Source organism: Ruania alkalisoli (genome assembly GCF_014960965.1).
Taxonomy (GTDB): Bacteria; Actinomycetota; Actinomycetes; order Actinomycetales; family Beutenbergiaceae; genus Ruania; species Ruania alkalisoli.
The window spans coordinates 3490989-3510051 of record NZ_CP063169.1 but is presented as its reverse complement, the minus strand read 5'-3'; the positions used below and the strand labels follow the sequence as shown (position 1 = coordinate 3510051).

Here is a 19063-nt window from a genome sequence, read left to right as displayed (position 1 = left end):
AGCGACTTCGTGCCACATTGGCGGTGTCAGACGATGAGTGCACTGTGCTGGTCGTGTGGATGGGGTTGCTGTGGTTCGGGTGTTGTCGTGGGAGTTCAGGGTTGAGGCGCTGTCCAGGGTCGAGGATGGTGAGTCGTTGGCGTCGGTGGCACGACGGATGGGGTTCAACAAGGAAACTCTCAGGGATTGGGTGGCCGAGTATGGGTACCGGTTCCGCTCGGGCCGTCAGGGGGCGGGGCTCGCCCTCGGGTCGAGTTCGCTGATGGCTGGCAGACTCGGCCGGTGGTGCACACAGGTCATGGACGCCGGTTGGATATCTACCATCGAACGCTGATCGAGGTGTATCGGGCCCAGGGCAAGACTCATGCCCAGATCGCTGGGCTGGTGGGCTGCTCGGCCTCGACGATCACTCGCGAGATCAACAAGCATCGAACCGCTGGCGGGCACTATTTCGCCCGCCGCGCCCAGGTGGGGGCGGATCGGCTCAAGCGGCGCCCCAAGATGGCGAAGCTGGAGCAGAACACCCACCTGCGCCGGGTCGTGGTGGAGTGCTTGAATAAGCACTTCTCCCCGGGACAGGTAGTTTTGCACCTGCGGCGCCACTACCTCGACCGTGAGGACATGCGAGTGTCACACGAGACGATCTATCAAGCACTGTATGTGCAGGGGCGCGGCAGTCTGCGCGAGGAGATCCGGCGCGAGAAGGCCCTACGAACCGGCCGGACGACGCGGATCCCGCGATCACGGCTCACCACGGGCCGCACCCGCAGTTGGGTGGAGGGCTGTCATATCTCGACCCGACCCGCTGAGGCGGCCGACCGGGCCGTTCCCGGGCATTGGGAGGGTGATCTCGTGCTCGGGGCCAAGAACCAGTCCGCGATCATCACCCTGGTCGAACGTGCTTCACGCTTCACCTTGATCCGGCGTCTTCCTGCCGATCACCTCACCGGAACCGTCACCGCAGAACTCGTCGCGATGATGAGCTCACTACCGCAAGCCCTGCGTAAGAGCCTGACCTGGGACCAAGGCGATGAACTCGCTCGACACCGCGACTTCACGATAGCCACCAACATGGCGGTCTACTTCTGCGACCCGCACTCACCATGGCAGCGTGGCACCAACGAGAACACGAACGGCCTGATCCGGGAGTTCTTCCCCAAAGGCATCAACTTCCGCACCGTCTTTGACGCCGACATCCACACCGCCCAGGACCTCCTCAACATCCGACCCCGCGCGACCCTCGACGGGATGACACCGGCAGAGAAACTCGACCAACTCATCACCAGTGCACTCACCACTTGACACCGCCCATTTGGCGTGGAGTCGCTGAGGGCCGTCATTTCGTACGGCGCGGAACCGGGCAGTGCTGAACCGGCTGAACCGGGGGAGGGTCAGGCCTGGCTGGCGACGGCCTGCTTCGCGGCCTGGACCTCGATGGAGATGGTGACCTTGTCGCCGACGAGGAGGCCGCCACCCTCGAGGGCGACGTTCCAGGTCAGGCCGTAGTCCTTGCGGGAGATGGTGGTCTGGGCGGAGAAGCCGACCTTCTCCTCGCCCTCGCCGCTGGCGAGTGCACCCTCGAACTCAACCTCGAGTGACACCTGCTTGGTGACGCCGTTGATGGTGAGGTCCCCGTGCACGGTGAACTCCTCGCCGCTGCCCTCGACGGAGGTCGAGGTGAAGGTCCACTCGGGATTGGAGGCGGCGTCCCAGAAGTCAGGGCTCGTCAGGTGGCCGTCGCGCTGCTCGTTTCCGGTGTGCACCGATGCCGACTGAATCGTCACCTGGGCGGAGGAGTCGGCGAAGTCGTCGGCGATGGTGAAGGAGCCGGCGAACTCGGTGAACCGGCCACGCACCTTGGAGATGCCCGAGTGACGGACGACGAAGCCGACCTCGCTGTGGACGGGGTCAATGGTGTAGATGCCGGCGGGGATGGTGCTCACGATGGATCTCCTCGGGTCGAAGGATATAGTTGAATCTTGTAGTAATTACTGTGCGGGACAACTACCCTTGCTGTCAAGAGGTCGGTCGAGATTGATCACGTGAGAGGGACGACATGGCAGAACCACGATGGCTGGACGCTGATCAGCAGCGGCACTGGCGTGCGTTGCTCGAAGGGACGTGGTCGCTGTTCGACGCGCTCGGCCGGGACCTCGAAGAGGCGGCTGGTCTGTCGATGAACGAGTACGAGGTGATGGTGCGGCTCAGTGAGTGCGAGGATCGGACGATGCGCATGTCGCGCCTGGCTCACGATGTCGTCTCCTCACGGTCGCGCTTGACGCACACGGTGCGGCGGATGGAGGCGGCCGGACTGGTCCAGCGCCGCAGTGCCGCCGACGACGGGCGTGGCGTGGACTGCGTGCTCACCGACGTCGGGTTCGAACAACTGAAAGCGGCGGCCCCAGCCCATGTGGAGTCGGTGCGTCGTCGTCTCGTCGACGTCCTCACCCCGGAGCAACTGGCGACCGTGGGGGAGGCGTTCACCGAGATCATCCGGGAGATCGACCGACGCGATCGCTGAGACGTGAGGTGACCGGCTTCACGCCGGTTGCCGCGCACGAGGGTGAGGGACGTCGTCGGGGTTTGCGACACTGGTGCCATGGTCTACACGACGGTCCATCTGATCCGGCACGGCGAGGTCTATAACCCCGACCGGGTGCTCTACGGCCGTCTCGAGGGGTATCCCTTGTCGGCCCGTGGGCGCGAGATGGCCGAGCGAGTGGCCTCCACCCTGCAGGAGCAGGGTGCCGACATCGTGGACGTGACGGCCTCGCCACTGCTGCGCGCTCAGCAGACCGCCACCCCGATCGCCGAGGGGTTCGGGCTCGATCTCGGCACCGATGAGCGGGTGATCGAGGCCGGTAACCACTTCGAGGGGACTTCTGTGGCGAAGGACCCTACCCACCTGCTGCGACCGGCGCGGATGGTCAAGCTGATCAACCCGTGGAAGCCTTCCTGGGGGGAGCCCTACGTCGAGGTGATCGAGCGGATGACCGCCGCGATCCGCGATGCACGCGCCCGGGCAGTCGGCCACGAGGCCGTGCTGGTCTCCCATCAGTTGCCCATCTGGACCATGCGCCGCCATCTCGAGGGCCGGAGCATGGTGCACGACCCGCGCAAGCGCAACACCACGCTCGCCTCGATCACCTCGCTCACCTTCGATGACGGCACGCTCATCACTGTCGACTACGCCGAACCGTGCCGCGACCTGCTGCCGGACTCCTCGACGGCGGTCCTTCCATGACCGGTCCCTCGCGGCGCCGTGTGGTCACCGGGGCGCTGGCCGTAGTCGCCGGGCTGACCGTGGCGGCGTGCAGTGCGGACGCCACCACCACCGCCGACGCTGACGTCGACACCGGCTACGTCTCCGGAGATGGCAGTGTGCAGACCTGGCCGCGCGGCGAGCGTGGCGACGTCGTCGAGCTCGCGGGGGTCACGTTCGAGGACGAGACGGTCGATCTGGCCGACTGGCGCGGCGATATCACCGTGCTGAACTTCTGGTACGCCGAGTGCCCGCCCTGCCGGGCGGAGGCTCCCGATCTGGCCCAGGTGCACGAGGAGTACTCCGACGAGGGCGTGCATCTGCTCGGCGTGAACCACACCAACGAGCCGGCGACGGCACTCGCGTTCGAGCGGCGCTTCGAGGTGCCGTATCCGAGCCTGTACGACTCCGACGCCGCCGGGGTGGCGGCGTTGCAGGGGGTGGTGCCGTTGCAGGCGATGCCTAGCACGGTGGTGATCGATCAGGACGGCCGCGTGGCCGCCCGGGTCGTGGGCCGGGTGGAGGCGAGCACGCTGAGCGCACTGATCGACGACGTACTGGCCGAGGCGCCGTGACCTGGTGGGAGCAGCTCGGCCGCACCTTCGCCGAGACCGTCTTCTCGGGGCCGCTGCTGGCGGCAGCCCCGGTGGCACTGCTGGCCGGGTTCATCTCGTTCGCGTCGCCGTGCGTGCTGCCGCTGGTTCCGGGGTACCTCGGTTACGTCGGGGGAATGGTGGGAGCCGATGCCGGTGGGGCGGCCGGAGGTGGCGCTAGCGTGAGCGTCGGTACCGGCCGGGCAGGGCGCGGCCGCGGAGCGACATTCACCCGCCGTGCCCGCACGCGGCTCGTCCTCGGCGTGCTCGGCTTCATCGCTGGTTTTACGGCGGTGTTCACCGCCACCACGATGGCGCTTGCCGGGATCGGCGTGGCGCTGATCCGCTGGCAGGACGAGCTGTTGCGCGGCCTCGGCGTGGTGGTGATCGTCATGGGGCTGGCCTTCCTCGGCACGCTGCCGTTCTTGCAGCGGGAGCGCCGACTGCACTTCTCCCCACGCGCCGGGGTATGGGGTGCGCCGCTGCTCGGCGTGGTCTTCGGCATCGGCTGGGCGCCCTGTATCGGTCCGACGCTTGCCGCGGTGCAGAGTCTGGCGATCGGTGGTGCCGATCCGGCTCGCGCGCTCGTGCTGGTGCTGCTGTACTGCCTGGGCCTCGGGTTGCCGTTCGTGCTCGTGGCGCTCGGCCTGCGCTCCTCGGAGCGGATGATGGCCTTCCTGCGCCGGCACCGGCTCGCGATGATGCGGATCGGCGGTGGTCTCCTGGTGCTGCTCGGGCTGGCGATGGTGACGGGACTGTGGAGTCAGCTGGCGTCGTGGCTGCAGGGGTATGTCGCGGACTTCGAGGTATTGGTGTGAGTGCCTACCGCCCCGAGGGTCTGAAGACCGCTCCCGACCAGGGCGAGCAGCCGCCGTCGAACGCTCCGGTGGGCCCGCGGCTGGGTCTGCGAGGCTGGCTGCGGTGGATGTGGCGGCAATTGACCAGCATGCGGGTGGCCCTCATGCTGTTGTTGCTGCTGGCCGCTGTCGCGCTCCCGGGGGCGTTCTTCCCGCAGCGCCCGGTGGACCCGAACGGGGTGATCCAGTACTACCGCGACCACCCTGAGACCGCGGAGGTGCTCGACGCCCTGCACCTGTTCGACGTCTACTCCTCGCCGTGGTTCTCCGCGGTCTACCTGTTGCTGTTCGCCTCGCTCATCGGCTGCATCGTGCCGCGTACCATCGCCCACGCCCGCAACCTGCGCGCCGAGCCCACGCGGGTTCCGAGGCGGTTCTCCCGCTTCGACGTCCGCTCCGAGCTGCGGACCGGGCTCAGCCCTGCCGAGACCGAGCGGACACTCATGGCTGCGCTCGGGCGGCGCTACGTTCGCCGTACCGGCGTCGAGGATCGCACGACGGCGTCCGGCAGCCAGGTGCAGGTGCGCACCATCTCCGCCGAACGGGGGAGGGGTCGGGAGACGGGGAACGTCCTCTTCCACCTTGCCCTGGTGGGACTGCTGGTCGTGACGGCGTGGGGCCAGCTGGTGCACTACCGCGGTCAGATCGTGGTGGTCGAGGGGCGCACCTTCGTCAATGCTCCGCTGGACTACGACTCGTTCGATACCGGTGCCTGGTTCGCCGGGGAGTCGGTCGAGCCGTTCCGTCTTCGCCTGGATGATTTCTCCTCGGTCTTCACCGACGACGCCCAGCCGCGCGACTTCACCGCCTCGGTCACGCTGCTGACCCCCGACGGCGCCGAGCGTGAGCAGGACATCCGGCTGAACCACCCGCTGGAGACCGATTCGACCCGCGTGTACCTCTCCGGCAATGGGTATGCCCCCGAGGTGACGATCACCGACGCCGAGGGAGAGGTGGCGTTCGCCGGTTCGACGATGTTCCTGCCCTCGGGCGACCTGTTCTATACCTCGAACGGTGTGATCATGGCCCCGGATGCGAACGGCGGTGAGTTGCAGTACGGCTTCAGCGGGGTGCTGTTGCCGACCGTGCTCGAATCCCCGGAGGGCGACCCGGTGGGCTCGGTCTACCCGGAAGCGCTCGACCCGGTCATGGTGCTCAACCTCTACACCGGTGATCTCGGCCTGGACGACGGGCTGCCGCAGAACCTGTACACCTTGGACACCACGAATATGGAACCCGTGGCAGCGACCGGGCCAGACGGTAGCCAGACCCCGGTGCAGCTGGTGCTGCGCCCGGGGGAGACGGTCGAGCTGCCGGACGGGCTGGGCACGATCACGTTCGACGGGCTGCCCCGCTTCGCGGCTCTGGACGTGCGATACGACCCCTCGATCCCCTGGATGGGCGTGTTCGCGGGGTTGGCGTTCGTGAGCCTGATGGCCTCTCTCTTCCTGCCGCGGCGGCGCGTCTGGGCGCGCATCGCCCCCGGCCCGGGCGGGACTACAGTGGTGACGGCGGCTGCCCTGGCGCGCGGGGACGACCCGGGCCTGCGCCGTGAGCTGGACCGGGTTCTGAGTCCGCTCGGCCAGATGACGAAGGAGAACTCGTGAACACCGACCTCGGCACCGTGAGCACGCTGCTCGTCTACGGCGCGATGGCGTGCTACGTCGTCGCCATGGTCGCCTTCGCCGTGGACGTCTCGGCGCTGGGCACCGGGGCGAGCAAGGACCGGCGCCGCCGGGCCGCCGGGATCGGGATGGCCACCACCTGGCTCGCTGTCGCGGTGCTGCTGGTGGCGATCCTGCTGCGGGCGTTCGCCGCCGGCCGGGTGCCGTGGGCGAACATGTACGAGTTCACCCTCATGTTCACGTTCTTCCTCACGGCGATCTTCCTCGCGGTGCAGCAACGCCGGGACATCCGCTACGTGGGCGTGGGTATCGCCCTGCTCTCCTTCCTCGCCCTCTTCCTGGCAGTGGCCGTGCTGTTCGTGGCGGCCGACGGGGTGCAGCCGGCCCTGGACAGCTACTGGCTGGTCATCCACGTCTCCGTCGCCACACTCGCCACCGGACTGTTCGGGGTGAGCGCGCTGGTCTCGATCCTGCAGCTGGTCAAGGGTCGTGGTGATGGCGGCAGCGCCGCCACCTCCACTGCCGCGCAGGAGTCCGACGGCGGGTCCCCGGTTCCGGGGGAGGGAGGCGGCGTGGCCACAGCAACCACGGCAACCACGGTCACGCGGTTCAGCCGCGTGCTGGAGGCCCTGCCGGCCTCGGATGGGCTGGAGCGGATCGCCTACCGGCTCAACGCCGTCGGCTTCGTCGCCTGGACCTTCACCCTCGTGGCCGGGGCCATCTGGGCCGAGCACGCGTGGGGCCGGCCGTGGGGCTGGGACCCGAAGGAGACCTGGACGTTCGTGATCTGGGTGATCTACGCCGCGTATCTGCACGCCCGGGTCACCACCGGCTGGGCCGCCAACAAGTTCGCGCACTTCGCCCTGGTCGGATTCATGGCACTGCTGGCGAACTTCTACATCGTCAATATCTTCTTCAACGGCCGCCACTCCTACTCGGGCCTGTGAAGCACGGGCGCTGACCTCGGGCGCCTGATACCGGGCTGCGCGGTTGTGGGTAGTCGTGTGGTTGCTGCGAGCAACCGCGCAGATCGTGGAGGGTTCGGTTCCTGATCAGCCGGACCGGCCGTCGCCCCGCTCCTCAGGTCCATGCCCTTCGTTCTCGGGGCGGTCCTCGCCGGTGCTCTCGTCATCGTGGTGCTCGGTACGGGGATGCCGGTCGAGGTCGGCGAGGAACGCCGGGTCGTCGTCTGGAGCGACAGGTCGGGTGGGACGTCTCGGCGTCGTGGCGCCACCGTTTCCATACGTGCGCGACATCAAGAGCCAGATCAGCGGGCCCAGCCCAGGGAGCGCGATGATCAGCAACACCCACAGCCACGTCGGGACCCCCAGGCGCCGCCGTTCCTCACCGCCGACGCAGTCGATCACGCAGTACACAGCGAGCGCCAGCAGGCCCAGGCCGATCACGATCCTCATCACAGACAGCCTACGCTGTGTCTGTGCCCGTCATCGTCTACAGCGCCCTCCGCCTGCTCCTCATCGGCTTGGCCGGAGCGGGCTTGTACCTTGCCGGGATGCGAGGGGGGCTGCTCGTGGCAGCGGCGGTGCTGATCGGCGCCGCGCTCTCCTACGTGCTGCTGGACCGATTCCGGCAGGCCTCGGCGCTGTGGCTGCAGCAACGGTCGGCCGGGCGGGAGGGGAGATTCTCCCGATCGCTGCGCGAGGATGCCGACGCCGAGGACGACGTCCTGGACCAGCACGGGAGCGGCTCGCCAGGGGCGGATCACGCGGTGGAGGAGCAGTCCCCAGAACCTGGACCGGCATCCCAAGTGGACTCAGATCGTCAGCACCACGGCCAGACCGACACCGAGCGCTAGCTCCAGCATCCCGGTACGGCCCAGGACCGTGATCAGTTCCCGCCCGGCGGCACCGCCAACCACCTGGCTCGACAGGTGCAGCACGGGTAGCGCCAGCCCGGTCAGCAGGAGCGCCCACGGCGCCCAGGCACCGATGGCTACGGCGCAGACCACACCGGCCACGAGCAACCCGGCGTAGGCGATACGCGCCTTGCGATCGCCCAGGCGCACCGCGAGCGTGCGTTTTCCGGCCATGGTGTCGGTGGGGATGTCGCGGACGTTGTTGACCATCAGCAGGGCGCAGGCCAGGGCGCCGATCGCGCAGGCTGCGAGGACCGCCGGAACGCTGATCCGGCCCGCCTGTGTGTAGGTCGTTCCCAGCGTGGCCACGAGCCCGAAGAAGACGAACACCGCGACCTCGCCGAACCCCTGGTAGCCGTAGGGGTTCTTGCCGCCGGTGTAGTACCAGCCGGCGAGCACGCACAGGGCCCCGACGCCGATCAGCCACCAGGTCCCGGCCACCGCGCACAGCACGACTCCCAGCACCCCTGCCACCCCGAAGGCGGCATACGCTGCTCGCTTGACCGTTGCGGCGGGGACAGTGCCGGAGGCAGTGAGCCGCACGGGGCCGACGCGGACATCGTCGGTGCCCCGGACGCCGTCGGAATAGTCGTTGGCGAAGTTCACGGCGACCTGGAGCGCCAGTGCCACCCCGGCTGCCAGCAGCGCCCGCACCAGCGAGGCCGAGTCGTCGTAGGCGGCGGCTCCGGTGCCGGCGAGCACGGGGGCGAGGGCGGCGGGCAGCGTACGTGGACGTGCGCCGCCCACCCAGTCACGCAGGGTGGGCATGCAGGCTCCGATCGGCTAGGCGGCTCGATGCAGGATAGTCGCTGCGGGCTCGCTTTCCGGTGCCGCTCGGGTCCAACTCCGCACCGGGTCCAGAGCGGAGGACGGGCGGTCAGCCCCCCGGCCGGTGTAGCTCCGCCCGCCCCTCCGCCACGGCGAGCGCCGCCAGAGCGGCTGCCGCCCGCCGGTCCGGCTTACCTGGTCCTCGGCGCGGCAGTTCCGGCAGGTGCACCAGCGCCTGGGGCGCCAGGGGTCCGCCGCCGACGGCGTCACGCACCTGCGCGAGCGTGACCACCCCTGCCGCTTCTGCCGCACCTTCAGGCGCTGCGACCACGGCCGTCACGCGCTGCCCCCATTGTTCGTCCGGAACCCCGACGACGAGGCACTCCACGAATCCGGCGGCCGCGAGTCGTCGCTCCACGTGCGCCGGATGGACGTTCACCCCGCCGGTGATGATGACATCGTCGAGCCGGCCCAGCACCTGCAGGCGGCCGGCCTCGAACTGGCCCGAGTCCGTGGTGCGCAGCCAGCGGGCGCCGTCTCGCTCCACGAGCTCCGAACGCAGGGCGCTCTGTGCTGCCGGCTCCTCGCCCAGGTCGAGGTACGCCGTCGCGAGCACCGGACCGGCGATCTCGATCCGTCCGTGCGAGCCTGCCGTGCGCACCTGCACACCGTCCAGCGGGACGCCGTCGTAGACGCAGCCACCGCAGGTCTCGGTCATGCCGTAGGTGGTGACCACGGCGATCCCGGCCTTCCGGGCGCGTTCCAGCAGCGCCGGCGGGGTGGCGGCTCCGCCTACCAGCACGGCGGCACAGGTGCGCAGCGCGGCGACGCACGCTGCGCCGTCGGGAGCCTCCAGGATGCGCAGGAGCTGGGTGGGCACGAGGGAGAGGTACCGCGGCACGTCGGTGCGCATCCGAGCCACGGCTGCGGCCAGGGCGGCAGGGCGGAACGGGCCCGGTTCCATCAGCACTGGTGAGGTGCTGGCGAGGATCGAGCGCACCAGCACCTGCACCCCGGCCACGTGATCGGCAGGCAGGGTCAGCAGCCACTGACCCGGCCCGGCCAGACGGGCGTGGGTGGCGTCAGTGCTAGCGCGCAGTGCGGCGGCGCTCAGGGCGACGGCACGTGCGGTCCCGGTCGACCCGGAGGTGCCGAGTACCAATGCCGTGCCGGGCAGTGTGCCCACCTGATCGGCCACCGAGTGCGCTGCAGGTCCGAGCAGTACCGGCTCTGCGCCGTCCAGAGCGTCGGCAAGGCGGGGTAGCAGGGTGCTCGCGAGGGTGGACACGAAGCCAGCCTACGATCGCTGCACATCACGAGCGGTGCTCCTTGGCCAGGGAGGCCCGTCACGGGAGAGCGTCTAGAGTGGGGTTCGTGCTTCACGCGCTCGCCACCATCCGACCCTCATCCCGTCGACGGATCGGGCAGGCAGCGGCGGCAGCATTGGTGCTGATGGTGGCAGCCTGTACGAGCCCCAGCGATCCTGCCCCCTCGCCCACCCCCTCGGCAGACCCCACCCGCACCCCCACGATTGCGGACAAGCAGCATCCGCCTGAGCCTGAGGTGCTGGCGACTTGGCCGCTGACCGGGGAACTGCTCGGGGAGGACGCGGGTGACCATCCGGCGATGTCGATCAAGATCGAGAATTCCGATCAGGCGCGACCGCAGACGGGGCTGCAGGCGGCAGACGTGGTCTGGGAGGAGATGGTCGAGGGCGGGATCACCCGTTTCAACGCCGTATACCACTCCGAGCTGCCCGGCCAGGTGGGTCCGGTGCGCTCGGTGCGGCCGATGGATGCTGCGATGTCCGCGCCGTATCAGGGGCTGCTCATCGCCTCCGGGGGTCAGGTGCCCTTCATCAACGCCGCCCGCAGTGCCGGCTCGCAGATCCTCACCCACGATCTCGGGCACAGCGGCTTCACCCGCAGCAGTGCCCGTGCCGCACCCCACAACCTCTACGGCACGCCGTCCCTGTTCCTGGACCAGGCCGACGGCGACCACTCGGATCCGCCTCCGGAGCAGCTGGTTTTCGCTCGCCAGGGCACCGGCGCGACCGCCGTCACGGACGGAAGTCCTGCGGAGCAGGTGACGATCTCGTTTCCGCGAGCGACGCCGTCGTGGACCTGGGATGGTGAGGCCTGGCTGCGCAGCGAGGGCGGTGCGCCGGCCACGACGGAGGACACGGGGCGCCTCAGCGCGGTGAACGTGGTGGTGCTGCGGGTGCAGGTGACCACCACCTCCTACGTGGACCCGTCGGGGGCGAACGTTCCGGAGACCATCATGACCGGTGGTGGTGAGGCGATCGTGGCCAGCGGAGGCCAGTCGATCGAGGCTACCTGGTCCAAGGACGGCGTGGCCGATCCGGTCGTGCTGTCCACCGCTGACGGGGACGAGGTGCTCCTCGCGCCCGGCAATACCTGGATCGAGCTGGTGCCCACGTCCGGGTCCAGCGTGGACGTGTCCTGAGGAGGACCCATGACTGACGTGCGCATCGGTGTTCAGCTCCAGCCCCAGCACGCGGGGGAGTACCGGCTCGTCCGGGATGCGGTGCTCCGCGCCGAGGACGCGGGCGTGGACATCGTCTTCAACTGGGACCACTTCTTCCCGCTCACGGGTGACCCGGACGGGTACCACTACGAGTGCTGGACGATGCTCGGTGCCTGGGCCGAGCAGACCGAACGGGTGCAGATCGGGGCGCTCGTCACCGGCGGTGGGTACCGCAACCCTGACCTGCTCGCCGACATGGCCCGGACCGTCGATCACATCAGCGATGGCCGGCTGATCCTTGGGGTCGGCGCCGGCTGGAACGAGCGCGACTACGCCGAGTACGGCTACGAGTTCGGCACGCCGGGCACCCGGCTCGCACTCTTCAAGGAGTACCTGCCGCGGCTCGTGGGTCGCCTGCAGCGGCTGACCCCTGCCCCCGTCGGAGAGCTGCCGTTGCTCATCGGCGGTGGGGGAGAGCGCAAGACGCTGCGGTTGGTGGCCGAGTACGCCGATATGTGGCACGCCTTCGGCGACCTGGAGACGTTCACCCACAAGAGCGGTGTACTCGAGCGGCACTGCGCCGATGTGGGGCGCGACGCCTCCCAGATCCCCCGGTCGACCGCCTGGCCCGGGGCGGACCAGGCTGATGCCTTCGTCAATGCCGGGGCGAGTCTGTTCACCATCGGCACCACCGGACCGGACTACGACCTGGACGAGGTGCGGGCCGCCGTCGCCTGGCGGGACTCACGAGGCTGAGCGGGATGTCGTCCGGGGGTCCACCCCCGGGATGAGGTCCGGTGCGCCGTCAGGTGGAGGAGGGGACTCGCACACGATCCCCGGGGCCGATGTGGTGAGGCCCGAGTGGCAGCGACGATCGAGACATGACCACGATCGACGTTCACACCGACACCATCAGCGGCCCTGAGGGCGCCTACGCCACCGATACCCCACAGCCACGCCCCGTCCGCGACTCCCTGCTTCCCGCCACACTCTCGCTCGTCGCAGTTCTCGCGCTGCTCACCGGCGCGGCCGTCGGGCTGGGGATGGTCGTGCGGGTGGTGGCGGGGTATGTGATCGGCTGATCCTGTCTGGCCGCGGTCAGGTACGTCCGGCGGGAAGGGGGCCGGCGCCTGTCCGGTGCCGTGGCCACTCGAACGCGAGCCGAAGGAACGCCATCTCGCTCATTGTCACGATGCCAAGGTCACCCGGCCCTCAGGAAGCCGCGACTCGCGCGACGAAGTCGTTGCCCCTAAACACGGCAGCTTCCACGTCGGCGAGTACGTCGACCTCGGCAGCGCGGGAAGTGATGCGAGCCCGCCAGTTCTGTGCCTCATCTCTCCCAGATCTGGAGGCAAGGTTCCTTGACGTGCGGCAGCGTGCCAGATCAGTAGTAATACGGGAACCCCGACCAGTCCGGGTCCCGCTTGGCCAGGAACGCATCGCGCCCCTCCACAGCCTCGTCGGTCATGTAGCCCATCCGGGTGGCCTCCCCGGCGAACACCTGCTGCCCGGCCATCCCGTCATCGGCGAGGTTGAACGCGAACTTCAGCATCCGGATCGCCTGCGGTGACTTGGTGGCGATGATCCGCGCGTACTCCAGCGCCCGCTCTTCCAGTTGCGCGTGCGGCACTGCCTCGTTGATCGCCCCCCACCGCTCGGCCTGCTCCGCCGAGTACTCCCGGGCCAGGAAGAAGATCTCCCGCGCTCGCTTGTCCCCGACCTGCCGGGCCAGCAGCGCGGACCCGTAGCCTGCATCGAAGGAGCCCACGTTCGCATCAGTCTGCATGAACTTCGCGTGCTCGGTCGAGGCGATGGTGAGATCGGCCACCACGTGCAGGCTGTGCCCGCCTCCGGCGGCCCACCCCGGTACGACGGCGATCACCGGCTTGGGCATGGTGCGCATCAGTCGCTGCACCTCGAGGATGTGCAGGCGGCCCGCCCGCGCCGGGTCCACCTCCCCGGCCGTCTCACCCTCGTAGCGGTAACCGTCCCGGCCGCGGATGCGCTGGTCGCCACCGGAGCAGAACGCCCAGCCGCCGTCCTTCGGGCTCGGGCCGTTGCCCGTGAGCAGCACTGCGGCCACGTCGGAGCTCATCCGGGCGTGATCGAGTGCCCGGAACAGCTCGTCCACGGTGTGCGGGCGGAACGCGTTGCGCACCTCGGGCCGGTCGAAGGCGATTCGTACCACCGGAAGGTCGGTGGCTGCGTCCTCGGAACGTCGCACCCCGCGGTGGTAGGTGATGTCGGTGAAGTCGAAGCCGTCGATGTCGCGCCAGCGGTGCGGATCGAACAGGTCCGAGACCGGGGCGGGTACTGGGGGGTTCTCGCTCACGATTCGACTGTAGCGAGGTTCGGCCACGCTCTCCCATGCGCCGAACTACTCAGCGCTCGACCTGTGAGAAACTGGTACGAACGTACTATTTATCGGAGGATGTCATGGCATGGGTCGTGTTGATCGTCTCGGGGATGTTGGAGACGGCGTGGGCGACGAGCCTGAAGGCGTCGGAGGGGTTCACGCGCCTATGGCCAACGGTGATCTTCGCGGTCACGCTCGCCGCGAGCATGGCAGGCCTCGCCTACGCCCTGCGGACCCTCCCGGTCGGCACGGCCTACGCCGTCTGGGTGGGGATCGGAGCCAGCCTGACGGCGATCATCGGGATGGTCTGGCTCGCGGAGGGGGTGAGCGTGGTCAAGATCGTCTCGCTCGTGCTGATCGTCGCCGGCGTGATCGGGCTCAACCTGGCCGGCGGTGGGCACGCGGGCGGGCAGGAGAACGCTCCAGCGGACGCGCAGGCTGTCGTCGAGAGCGCTGAGAGCGAACGGCACTGAGAGCGAGAGGCAATGAAATGCACGCCAAGGGACGCCAGCGTCATGGTCAGCTGGTGCAGGCTGCCGCCGGCCTGTTGCTGGATCAGGGGCCCGGTGCTCTGACGCATCGGGCCGTCGCCACCAGGGCAGGATGCTCACTCTCGGCCACCACCTACTACTTCGCCTCGCTGACCGATCTGGCAACCGCGGCCGGTACCGAGGTTGTGGGCCGGTGGGCGGACCAGGCCGAGGCTGTCGCAGCCAGCATGGATGAGCACGCCGGCCGGCAGGAACGCATCGCCGCCGCGGTGGAAGCGCTGCTGCCGGCCGCCGAGCGGGTCCGTGGCCACTACGAGCACCTCGCGGGAGCCGGCCGGAGCACCGCGGTCGCGGCTGCCTACGCTGATGGGCGCTCCCGGGTGGACGCCGCGATCGCCCGGATCGTCGAACCGCTTGGACTGGATCCGCCGATCGCCGTGGCGATCGTCGACGGAGCGGCCGTCAGCGCCCTCAGTGAGGGCTGCGATCCCGCCGCGCTGGCTCGTGACCTGCTCGCGGCGGTGTGCCGGCCGCGGGAGTCCGCATAGGCTGGTCCGGTGAGGCGAGCGACGTACTCGATCGGGCTCCGGACCCGGTTCCGTGGCCTGTGTCAGCGTGACGGGATGCTCATCGAAGGTGAGGCTGGATGGGGCGAGTTCTCCCCGTTCTGGGAGTACGACGCCGTCGAATCGCGCGCTTGGTGGGCGGCGGCACGCGAAGCGGCAGACCTACCATTTCCCGACCCGGTCCGATCCAGCATCCCGGTGAACGTGACAGTCCCGGCCACCACCCCCGAGCGCGCCCACGCGATCGTCATCGGCAGCGGCGGATGCCGGACCGCGAAGGTCAAGGTGGCTGAGCCCGGTCAGGATCTCGCCGCGGAGCAGGCGCGCCTTGAAGCGGTCCGCGACGCGCTCGGCCCCCACGGGAAGATCCGGATCGACGCCAACGGCGGGTGGGATCTGGACGAGGCGATCCGCCGTCTGCCGCTCCTGGACCGGGCCGCACACGGCCTCGAATACGCCGAGCAGCCCTGCGCTGCCGTCGACGATCTTGCAACCTTGCGACGCCGCGGGGACGTTCCGATCGCCGCCGACGAGTCGATCCGCCGTGCCGAGGATCCCTACGAGGTAGCCCGCCGGGAGGCCGCCGACGTCGTAGTGCTCAAGGTGCAGCCGCTCGGCGGGGTGCGTGCCGCGCTGCGCATTGCCGAGCAGATCGGGCTGCCGGTCGTGGTCTCGTCCGCGCTGGAGACGTCGGTCGGAATCGCTGCCGGGGTAGCTCTGGCCGCCGCTCTGCCCGAGCTCTCCCATGCGTGCGGCCTCGCCACAGTGCACCTGTTCCATGACGACGTCGCCGACGTCCCCCTGCTACCCACGGCGGGCGAGCTGGACGTGCGCCGTGTGGCGCCGTCACCGGATCGTCTCGCCGCGCTCGCGGCTCCCGCGGAGCTGGTCCAACGGTGGGAGAGGCGGTTGGCGGACGTGACAGGATCGCCGTCATGAGTCCCTCCGCCACCCGGGCACGAGCCCTCGTGACCGCCCTCGTGGCCAGTGGTGTGCGTGACGTCGTGCTCGCGCCCGGCTCCCGCAGCGCCCCGCTGGCCTATGCCCTGCATGCCGCCGAGCGCGCCGGCTGGCTCGAGCTGCACGTGCGCATCGACGAACGCTCGGCCGCCTTCGTGGCGCTCGGGATCGCCCGGCATCGTCCTGCGGCGGTGGTGACGACCTCCGGGACGGCGGTCGCAAACCTGTATCCGGCGGTGCTCGAGGCTGCTCACAGTGGACTGCCGCTGCTGGCGATCACTGCCGACCGGCCGCACGAGCTGCGCGGGGTCGGTGCGAACCAGACCACCGACCAGGTCAAGCTCTTCGGTAGCGCCGTCCGGTACTTCGCCGAGCTGCCCGCCGATGACGATGCCCCGGGGCGTGGGATCGACGCCGTCACCACCCGCGCGGTGCTGGCCGCCACCGGCACCCGGACCCGCGCTCCGGGGCCGGCGCATCTGAACGTCGCCTTCCGTGATCCATTGGTCCCCGACGGCGAGTGGTCGCCCGGTCCCGTGCCCGGACCGCTCCAGGTGGTCGCCTCGTCGGGAGGGGCGCCGGTCGAGCTGCCGCGCGGGCCGCGCACCGTGGTCGTCGCCGGTGACGGGGCCGCGCGGGTGGCCGATCCTGGGATTGTGGCCGGGTGGGGGTGGCCCGTGATCGCCGAACCGTCCTCCGGCTTGTGCCACGTCCCGACGGCGGTGCTCGCCGGCCGTATCGCCGTGGAGGTGCTGGGGGCTCAGGTCGAGCGGGTGGTGGTGCTGGGCAAACCGACGCTGAGCCGCCCGGTGGGCCGGCTGCTCGCGCGCACCGATATCGAGGTGCTGGTGGCCAGTGGATCAGCAGACTGGGCCGATGTGACCGGGACCGCGCAGCAGGTGGTCGACGGGATCTCGCCGACCGGGCCTGCGGGTGCGGCGGAGCAGGCATGGGTGACCCGGTGGCTGCGGGCATCTGCGGCCGCCGCCCGAGTGCTCGACCAGCCACGGGAGCTGGACGGGCCGGCTGTGGCCGCTGCGATGCTGCACGCGGGGGGCACGGTGCTGCTCGGTGCTTCGATGGCCGTTCGTGATGCCGATCTGGTCTGCGCCGATGCGGCCCGGGGCACCCAGATCGTCGCCAACCGTGGCCTGGCGGGCATTGACGGAACTCTCTCCACCGGTGCCGGCCTCGCGCTGGCCACCGGCCGGCCGGTGCGAGTGCTGGTCGGTGACCTGACCTTCCAGCACGATCTGGGAGGACTCGCCCGAGGTCCGCTCGAGACCGAGGTGGACCTGCAGGTGATCGTCCTCAACGACGACGGCGGGTCCATCTTCGCCACGCTGGAGCACGGGGAACGTGCCGAGACCTTCGAGCGCATCTTCCGGACGCCGCAGGGACTCGACCTCGCGTCATTGGCGACCGGTTTCGGCGCCCGCTACACCGAGGTCGTCGACGCCGAGCGCCTCGCCGGAGTTCTCGCCTCGCCGCTCAGTGGTCGCAGCGTGGTGGAGGTGCGTCTCGACGGAGCCACTGCCCGGGAGCGCAACCAGCGGTTGAGCGACAGCATCCGAGCTGCGATGGCTGCCGCTGCGGACGAAAGCGACGGGAGTACTGCCACGTAGGTCGCTGACGGCACGACATGGCAGTATTCCCGTCACTTTCATTCAGCAGTTCATCCAGCAGCTCATCCAGCACGGTACTCAGCAAGTTCCCAGGTTCCCCCCAGCGCGGCGACAGGTCCGCGTCGTGTCATGGAGTCATCACCGCAAGGGAGGAACCATGAACGAGTACGACCGTGACCAGCCTGGCCACACCCCGCAGCCCGACCCCTATTCGCAGCCAGCGGCCCAGATCCCGGCCGCTCAACATCCAGCCATGCCGCAGCAGCAGCCGCAGATTCCCGGGCAGCCTGCGCAGCATCCGTGGCGCTCGCACGAACCCCACTTCGCCAGCCCCAACCCCTACACCTGGCAGCACCCAACTCACACTGCCGACACCAGTCGCCCGGCACCGCTGGGTGCGGGTGAGGGTGGAGGAACCCCGCCTGGTGAGACTGCACGGAATGAGGCACCGCGAGGCAAGCGGCAGCGCCCGTGGTTGATGGTCGGCACCGCGGCGACCCTCGCTGCGGTGCTGGCCAGCGGTGGCACAGCAGCCGTCCTGCAGAACACCCAGGGCGATTCGGGCCTGACGCAGGTGACGTCGTCGGGAACGACGGTTGCCCCGGCCTCGGACGGTCGTGCCGACTGGCAGGCCGTCGCCGAGACCGTCCGGCCCAGCGTGGTCGCCATCTCGGCACGTTCGCAGGCGGGGCAAGGTGCGGGTTCCGGCGTGATCATCGACGCCGGTTCCGGATACGTGCTGACGAACAACCATGTGGTCGAGGGAGCTCAGCAGCTTGCCGTGACCCTCAGTGACGGCAGGATGTACGCCGCCGAGATCGTCGGTACCGACGCTGCCACCGATCTGGCGGTGCTGCAGCTGCAGGATGCTCCGGACGACCTCGTCGAGGCGACGCTGGGAACGTCCGGTGAGCTGGCCGTCGGTCAGGATGTGATGGCCGTCGGCAACCCGCTCGGCCTGGACTCCACCGTGACCACCGGCATCATCTCGGCGCTCGACCGACCGGTGAGCACCACCGACCAGAGCTCTCGCCAGATGGTGGTCACCAACGCGATTCAGATCGACGCTGCTATCAATCCCGGCAACTCCGGGGGGCCGCTGTTCGACTCGGCTGGGCACGTCATTGGCATCACTTCCTCGATTGCCACCGACGGTGCCTCCAGCGGGAGTATCGGCCTCGGATTCGCGATCCCGGTCGATCTTGCCGCCGGTATCGCCGATCAGCTGGTCACCGACGGTTCAGCCGAGCACGCCTACCTCGGCGTGACGCTCTCGGACGAGACAGTCTCCTCCGGCGGAGTCACCCGCACCGGAGCCGCGATCGAACAGGTGGTCGAGGGGACGCCGGCCGCACAGGCCGGGCTGCAGCAAGGTGACGTCATCGTCCAGATCGACGACGACGCCGTCGGCGGGGCCAGCTCCCTCACCGGGTACGTGCGCACCTACGGCTCGGGCGACTCGGTGACGCTGACCGTGGTTCGCGACGGCCAGACGGAGACGGTCGACGTGACCTTGGCAGCGCGTGAGGACGCCGCAGCCTGACTCGCGCCCTGTGCACGACTGACGGCTCACGGGGATCCCGTGCCGCATGTGGCA

General features: G+C 69.4%; 22 protein-coding genes. 17 read left to right on the top strand and 5 right to left on the bottom strand.

All coding sequences use genetic code 11. The features are described 5' to 3' along the window. Positions 1-37: 37 nt before the first annotated feature. Positions 38-334, top strand: a complete 297-nt coding sequence (locus tag IM660_RS20030) for a transposase (RefSeq protein WP_425503843.1) — start codon at positions 38-40, stop codon at positions 332-334. After that, positions 310-1302 carry an IS30 family transposase gene (locus IM660_RS15645; protein WP_193496743.1) on the top strand — a complete coding sequence of 331 codons (993 nt, stop codon included), beginning with the start codon at positions 310-312 and terminating at the stop codon, positions 1300-1302. The genes IM660_RS20030 and IM660_RS15645 overlap by 25 nt, the downstream gene beginning before the upstream one ends. A gap of 89 nt (positions 1303-1391) precedes the next feature. Here the strand turns inward: IM660_RS15645 and IM660_RS15640 are convergent, their stop codons facing one another. After that, on the bottom strand, positions 1392-1943 hold the full coding sequence (locus IM660_RS15640) for a YceI family protein (protein ID WP_193496742.1): 552 nt from the start codon (positions 1941-1943) through the stop codon (positions 1392-1394). Positions 1944-2056: 113 nt separating this feature from the next. Here IM660_RS15640 and IM660_RS15635 point away from each other — a divergent pair, with 113 nt between their 5' ends. The 6 genes from IM660_RS15635 to ccsB all read left to right on the top strand — a co-directional run bounded on the left by IM660_RS15635 (position 2057) and on the right by ccsB (position 7284). Beyond that, positions 2057-2521 (top strand): MarR family winged helix-turn-helix transcriptional regulator, encoded by a 465-nt coding sequence (locus IM660_RS15635; protein WP_193496741.1) that lies wholly within the window; start codon positions 2057-2059, stop codon positions 2519-2521. A gap of 78 nt (positions 2522-2599) precedes the next feature. After that, positions 2600-3244 (top strand): histidine phosphatase family protein, encoded by a 645-nt coding sequence (locus tag IM660_RS15630; protein ID WP_193496740.1) that lies wholly within the window; start codon positions 2600-2602, stop codon positions 3242-3244. Continuing rightward, the gene (locus IM660_RS15625) at positions 3241-3837 is read left to right on the top strand and encodes a TlpA family protein disulfide reductase (RefSeq protein ID WP_193496739.1); all 597 of its coding nucleotides are present in this window, start codon (positions 3241-3243) and stop codon (positions 3835-3837) included. The genes IM660_RS15630 and IM660_RS15625 overlap by 4 nt, the downstream gene beginning before the upstream one ends. Continuing rightward, on the top strand, positions 3834-4673 hold the full coding sequence (locus tag IM660_RS15620; protein ID WP_193496738.1) for a cytochrome c biogenesis CcdA family protein: 840 nt from the start codon (positions 3834-3836) through the stop codon (positions 4671-4673). Before IM660_RS15625 ends, IM660_RS15620 begins: the two co-directional genes overlap by 4 nt. Then, a complete protein-coding gene (resB, locus tag IM660_RS15615) occupies positions 4670-6319 on the top strand; it encodes a cytochrome c biogenesis protein ResB (RefSeq protein WP_193496737.1) in 1650 nt (549 codons plus the stop codon). The genes IM660_RS15620 and resB overlap by 4 nt, the downstream gene beginning before the upstream one ends. Beyond that, positions 6316-7284, top strand: coding sequence for a c-type cytochrome biogenesis protein CcsB (gene ccsB / locus IM660_RS15610; protein ID WP_246464983.1), 969 nt, complete (start codon positions 6316-6318; stop codon positions 7282-7284). The genes resB and ccsB overlap by 4 nt, the downstream gene beginning before the upstream one ends. 105 nt (positions 7285-7389) lie before the next feature. Here the strand turns inward: ccsB and IM660_RS15605 are convergent, their stop codons facing one another. Beyond that, positions 7390-7752, bottom strand: a complete 363-nt coding sequence (locus IM660_RS15605; protein WP_193496736.1) for a PLD nuclease N-terminal domain-containing protein — start codon at positions 7750-7752, stop codon at positions 7390-7392. A 23-nt stretch (positions 7753-7775) separates the two neighbouring features. Here IM660_RS15605 and IM660_RS15600 point away from each other — a divergent pair, with 23 nt between their 5' ends. Beyond that, positions 7776-8153: a DUF4229 domain-containing protein gene (locus IM660_RS15600; RefSeq protein WP_193496735.1), complete on the top strand. Its 378-nt coding sequence runs from the start codon at positions 7776-7778 to the stop codon at positions 8151-8153. Here IM660_RS15600 and IM660_RS15595 read toward each other — a convergent pair. Both IM660_RS15595 and IM660_RS15590 read right to left on the bottom strand, forming a co-directional pair. Continuing rightward, positions 8112-8981, bottom strand: a complete 870-nt coding sequence (locus IM660_RS15595; protein WP_193496734.1) for a 1,4-dihydroxy-2-naphthoate polyprenyltransferase — start codon at positions 8979-8981, stop codon at positions 8112-8114. The two genes, IM660_RS15600 and IM660_RS15595, sit on opposite strands and share 42 nt — an antisense overlap. 109 nt (positions 8982-9090) lie before the next feature. Continuing rightward, positions 9091-10269 (bottom strand): AMP-binding protein, encoded by a 1179-nt coding sequence (locus IM660_RS15590; protein WP_193496733.1) that lies wholly within the window; start codon positions 10267-10269, stop codon positions 9091-9093. 86 nt (positions 10270-10355) lie between these two features. Between IM660_RS15590 and IM660_RS15585 the strand changes: the two genes are divergently transcribed. From IM660_RS15585 to IM660_RS15575, 3 genes are all read left to right on the top strand, one after another. After that, positions 10356-11447 carry a DUF3048 domain-containing protein gene (locus IM660_RS15585; protein WP_246464982.1) on the top strand — a complete coding sequence of 364 codons (1092 nt, stop codon included), beginning with the start codon at positions 10356-10358 and terminating at the stop codon, positions 11445-11447. Positions 11448-11456: 9 nt separating this feature from the next. After that, positions 11457-12224 (top strand): LLM class F420-dependent oxidoreductase, encoded by a 768-nt coding sequence (locus IM660_RS15580; RefSeq protein ID WP_193496732.1) that lies wholly within the window; start codon positions 11457-11459, stop codon positions 12222-12224. A gap of 125 nt (positions 12225-12349) precedes the next feature. Continuing rightward, entirely contained in the window at positions 12350-12550 is a 201-nt protein-coding gene (locus IM660_RS15575; protein WP_193496731.1) for a hypothetical protein, read from the top strand. A 302-nt stretch (positions 12551-12852) separates the two neighbouring features. On the opposite strand, the gene IM660_RS15570 is transcribed toward IM660_RS15575, so the two are convergent. Further along, positions 12853-13800, bottom strand: coding sequence for a 1,4-dihydroxy-2-naphthoyl-CoA synthase (locus IM660_RS15570; protein ID WP_193496730.1), 948 nt, complete (start codon positions 13798-13800; stop codon positions 12853-12855). Positions 13801-13904: 104 nt separating this feature from the next. Here IM660_RS15570 and IM660_RS15565 point away from each other — a divergent pair, with 104 nt between their 5' ends. The 5 genes from IM660_RS15565 to IM660_RS15545 all read left to right on the top strand — a co-directional run bounded on the left by IM660_RS15565 (position 13905) and on the right by IM660_RS15545 (position 19009). Continuing rightward, positions 13905-14297: a DMT family transporter gene (locus IM660_RS15565; RefSeq protein WP_193496729.1), complete on the top strand. Its 393-nt coding sequence runs from the start codon at positions 13905-13907 to the stop codon at positions 14295-14297. Between the two features lie 17 nt (positions 14298-14314). Beyond that, on the top strand, positions 14315-14863 hold the full coding sequence (locus tag IM660_RS15560; protein ID WP_193496728.1) for a TetR/AcrR family transcriptional regulator: 549 nt from the start codon (positions 14315-14317) through the stop codon (positions 14861-14863). Positions 14864-14872: 9 nt separating this feature from the next. After that, positions 14873-15820: an o-succinylbenzoate synthase gene (locus IM660_RS15555; RefSeq protein ID WP_193496727.1), complete on the top strand. Its 948-nt coding sequence runs from the start codon at positions 14873-14875 to the stop codon at positions 15818-15820. Then, the gene (gene menD, locus IM660_RS15550) at positions 15817-17466 is read left to right on the top strand and encodes a 2-succinyl-5-enolpyruvyl-6-hydroxy-3-cyclohexene-1-carboxylic-acid synthase (protein WP_193496726.1); all 1650 of its coding nucleotides are present in this window, start codon (positions 15817-15819) and stop codon (positions 17464-17466) included. The genes IM660_RS15555 and menD overlap by 4 nt, the downstream gene beginning before the upstream one ends. A gap of 157 nt (positions 17467-17623) precedes the next feature. Further along, positions 17624-19009, top strand: a complete 1386-nt coding sequence (locus IM660_RS15545) for a S1C family serine protease (RefSeq protein ID WP_193496725.1) — start codon at positions 17624-17626, stop codon at positions 19007-19009. Positions 19010-19063 lie beyond the last annotated feature (54 nt).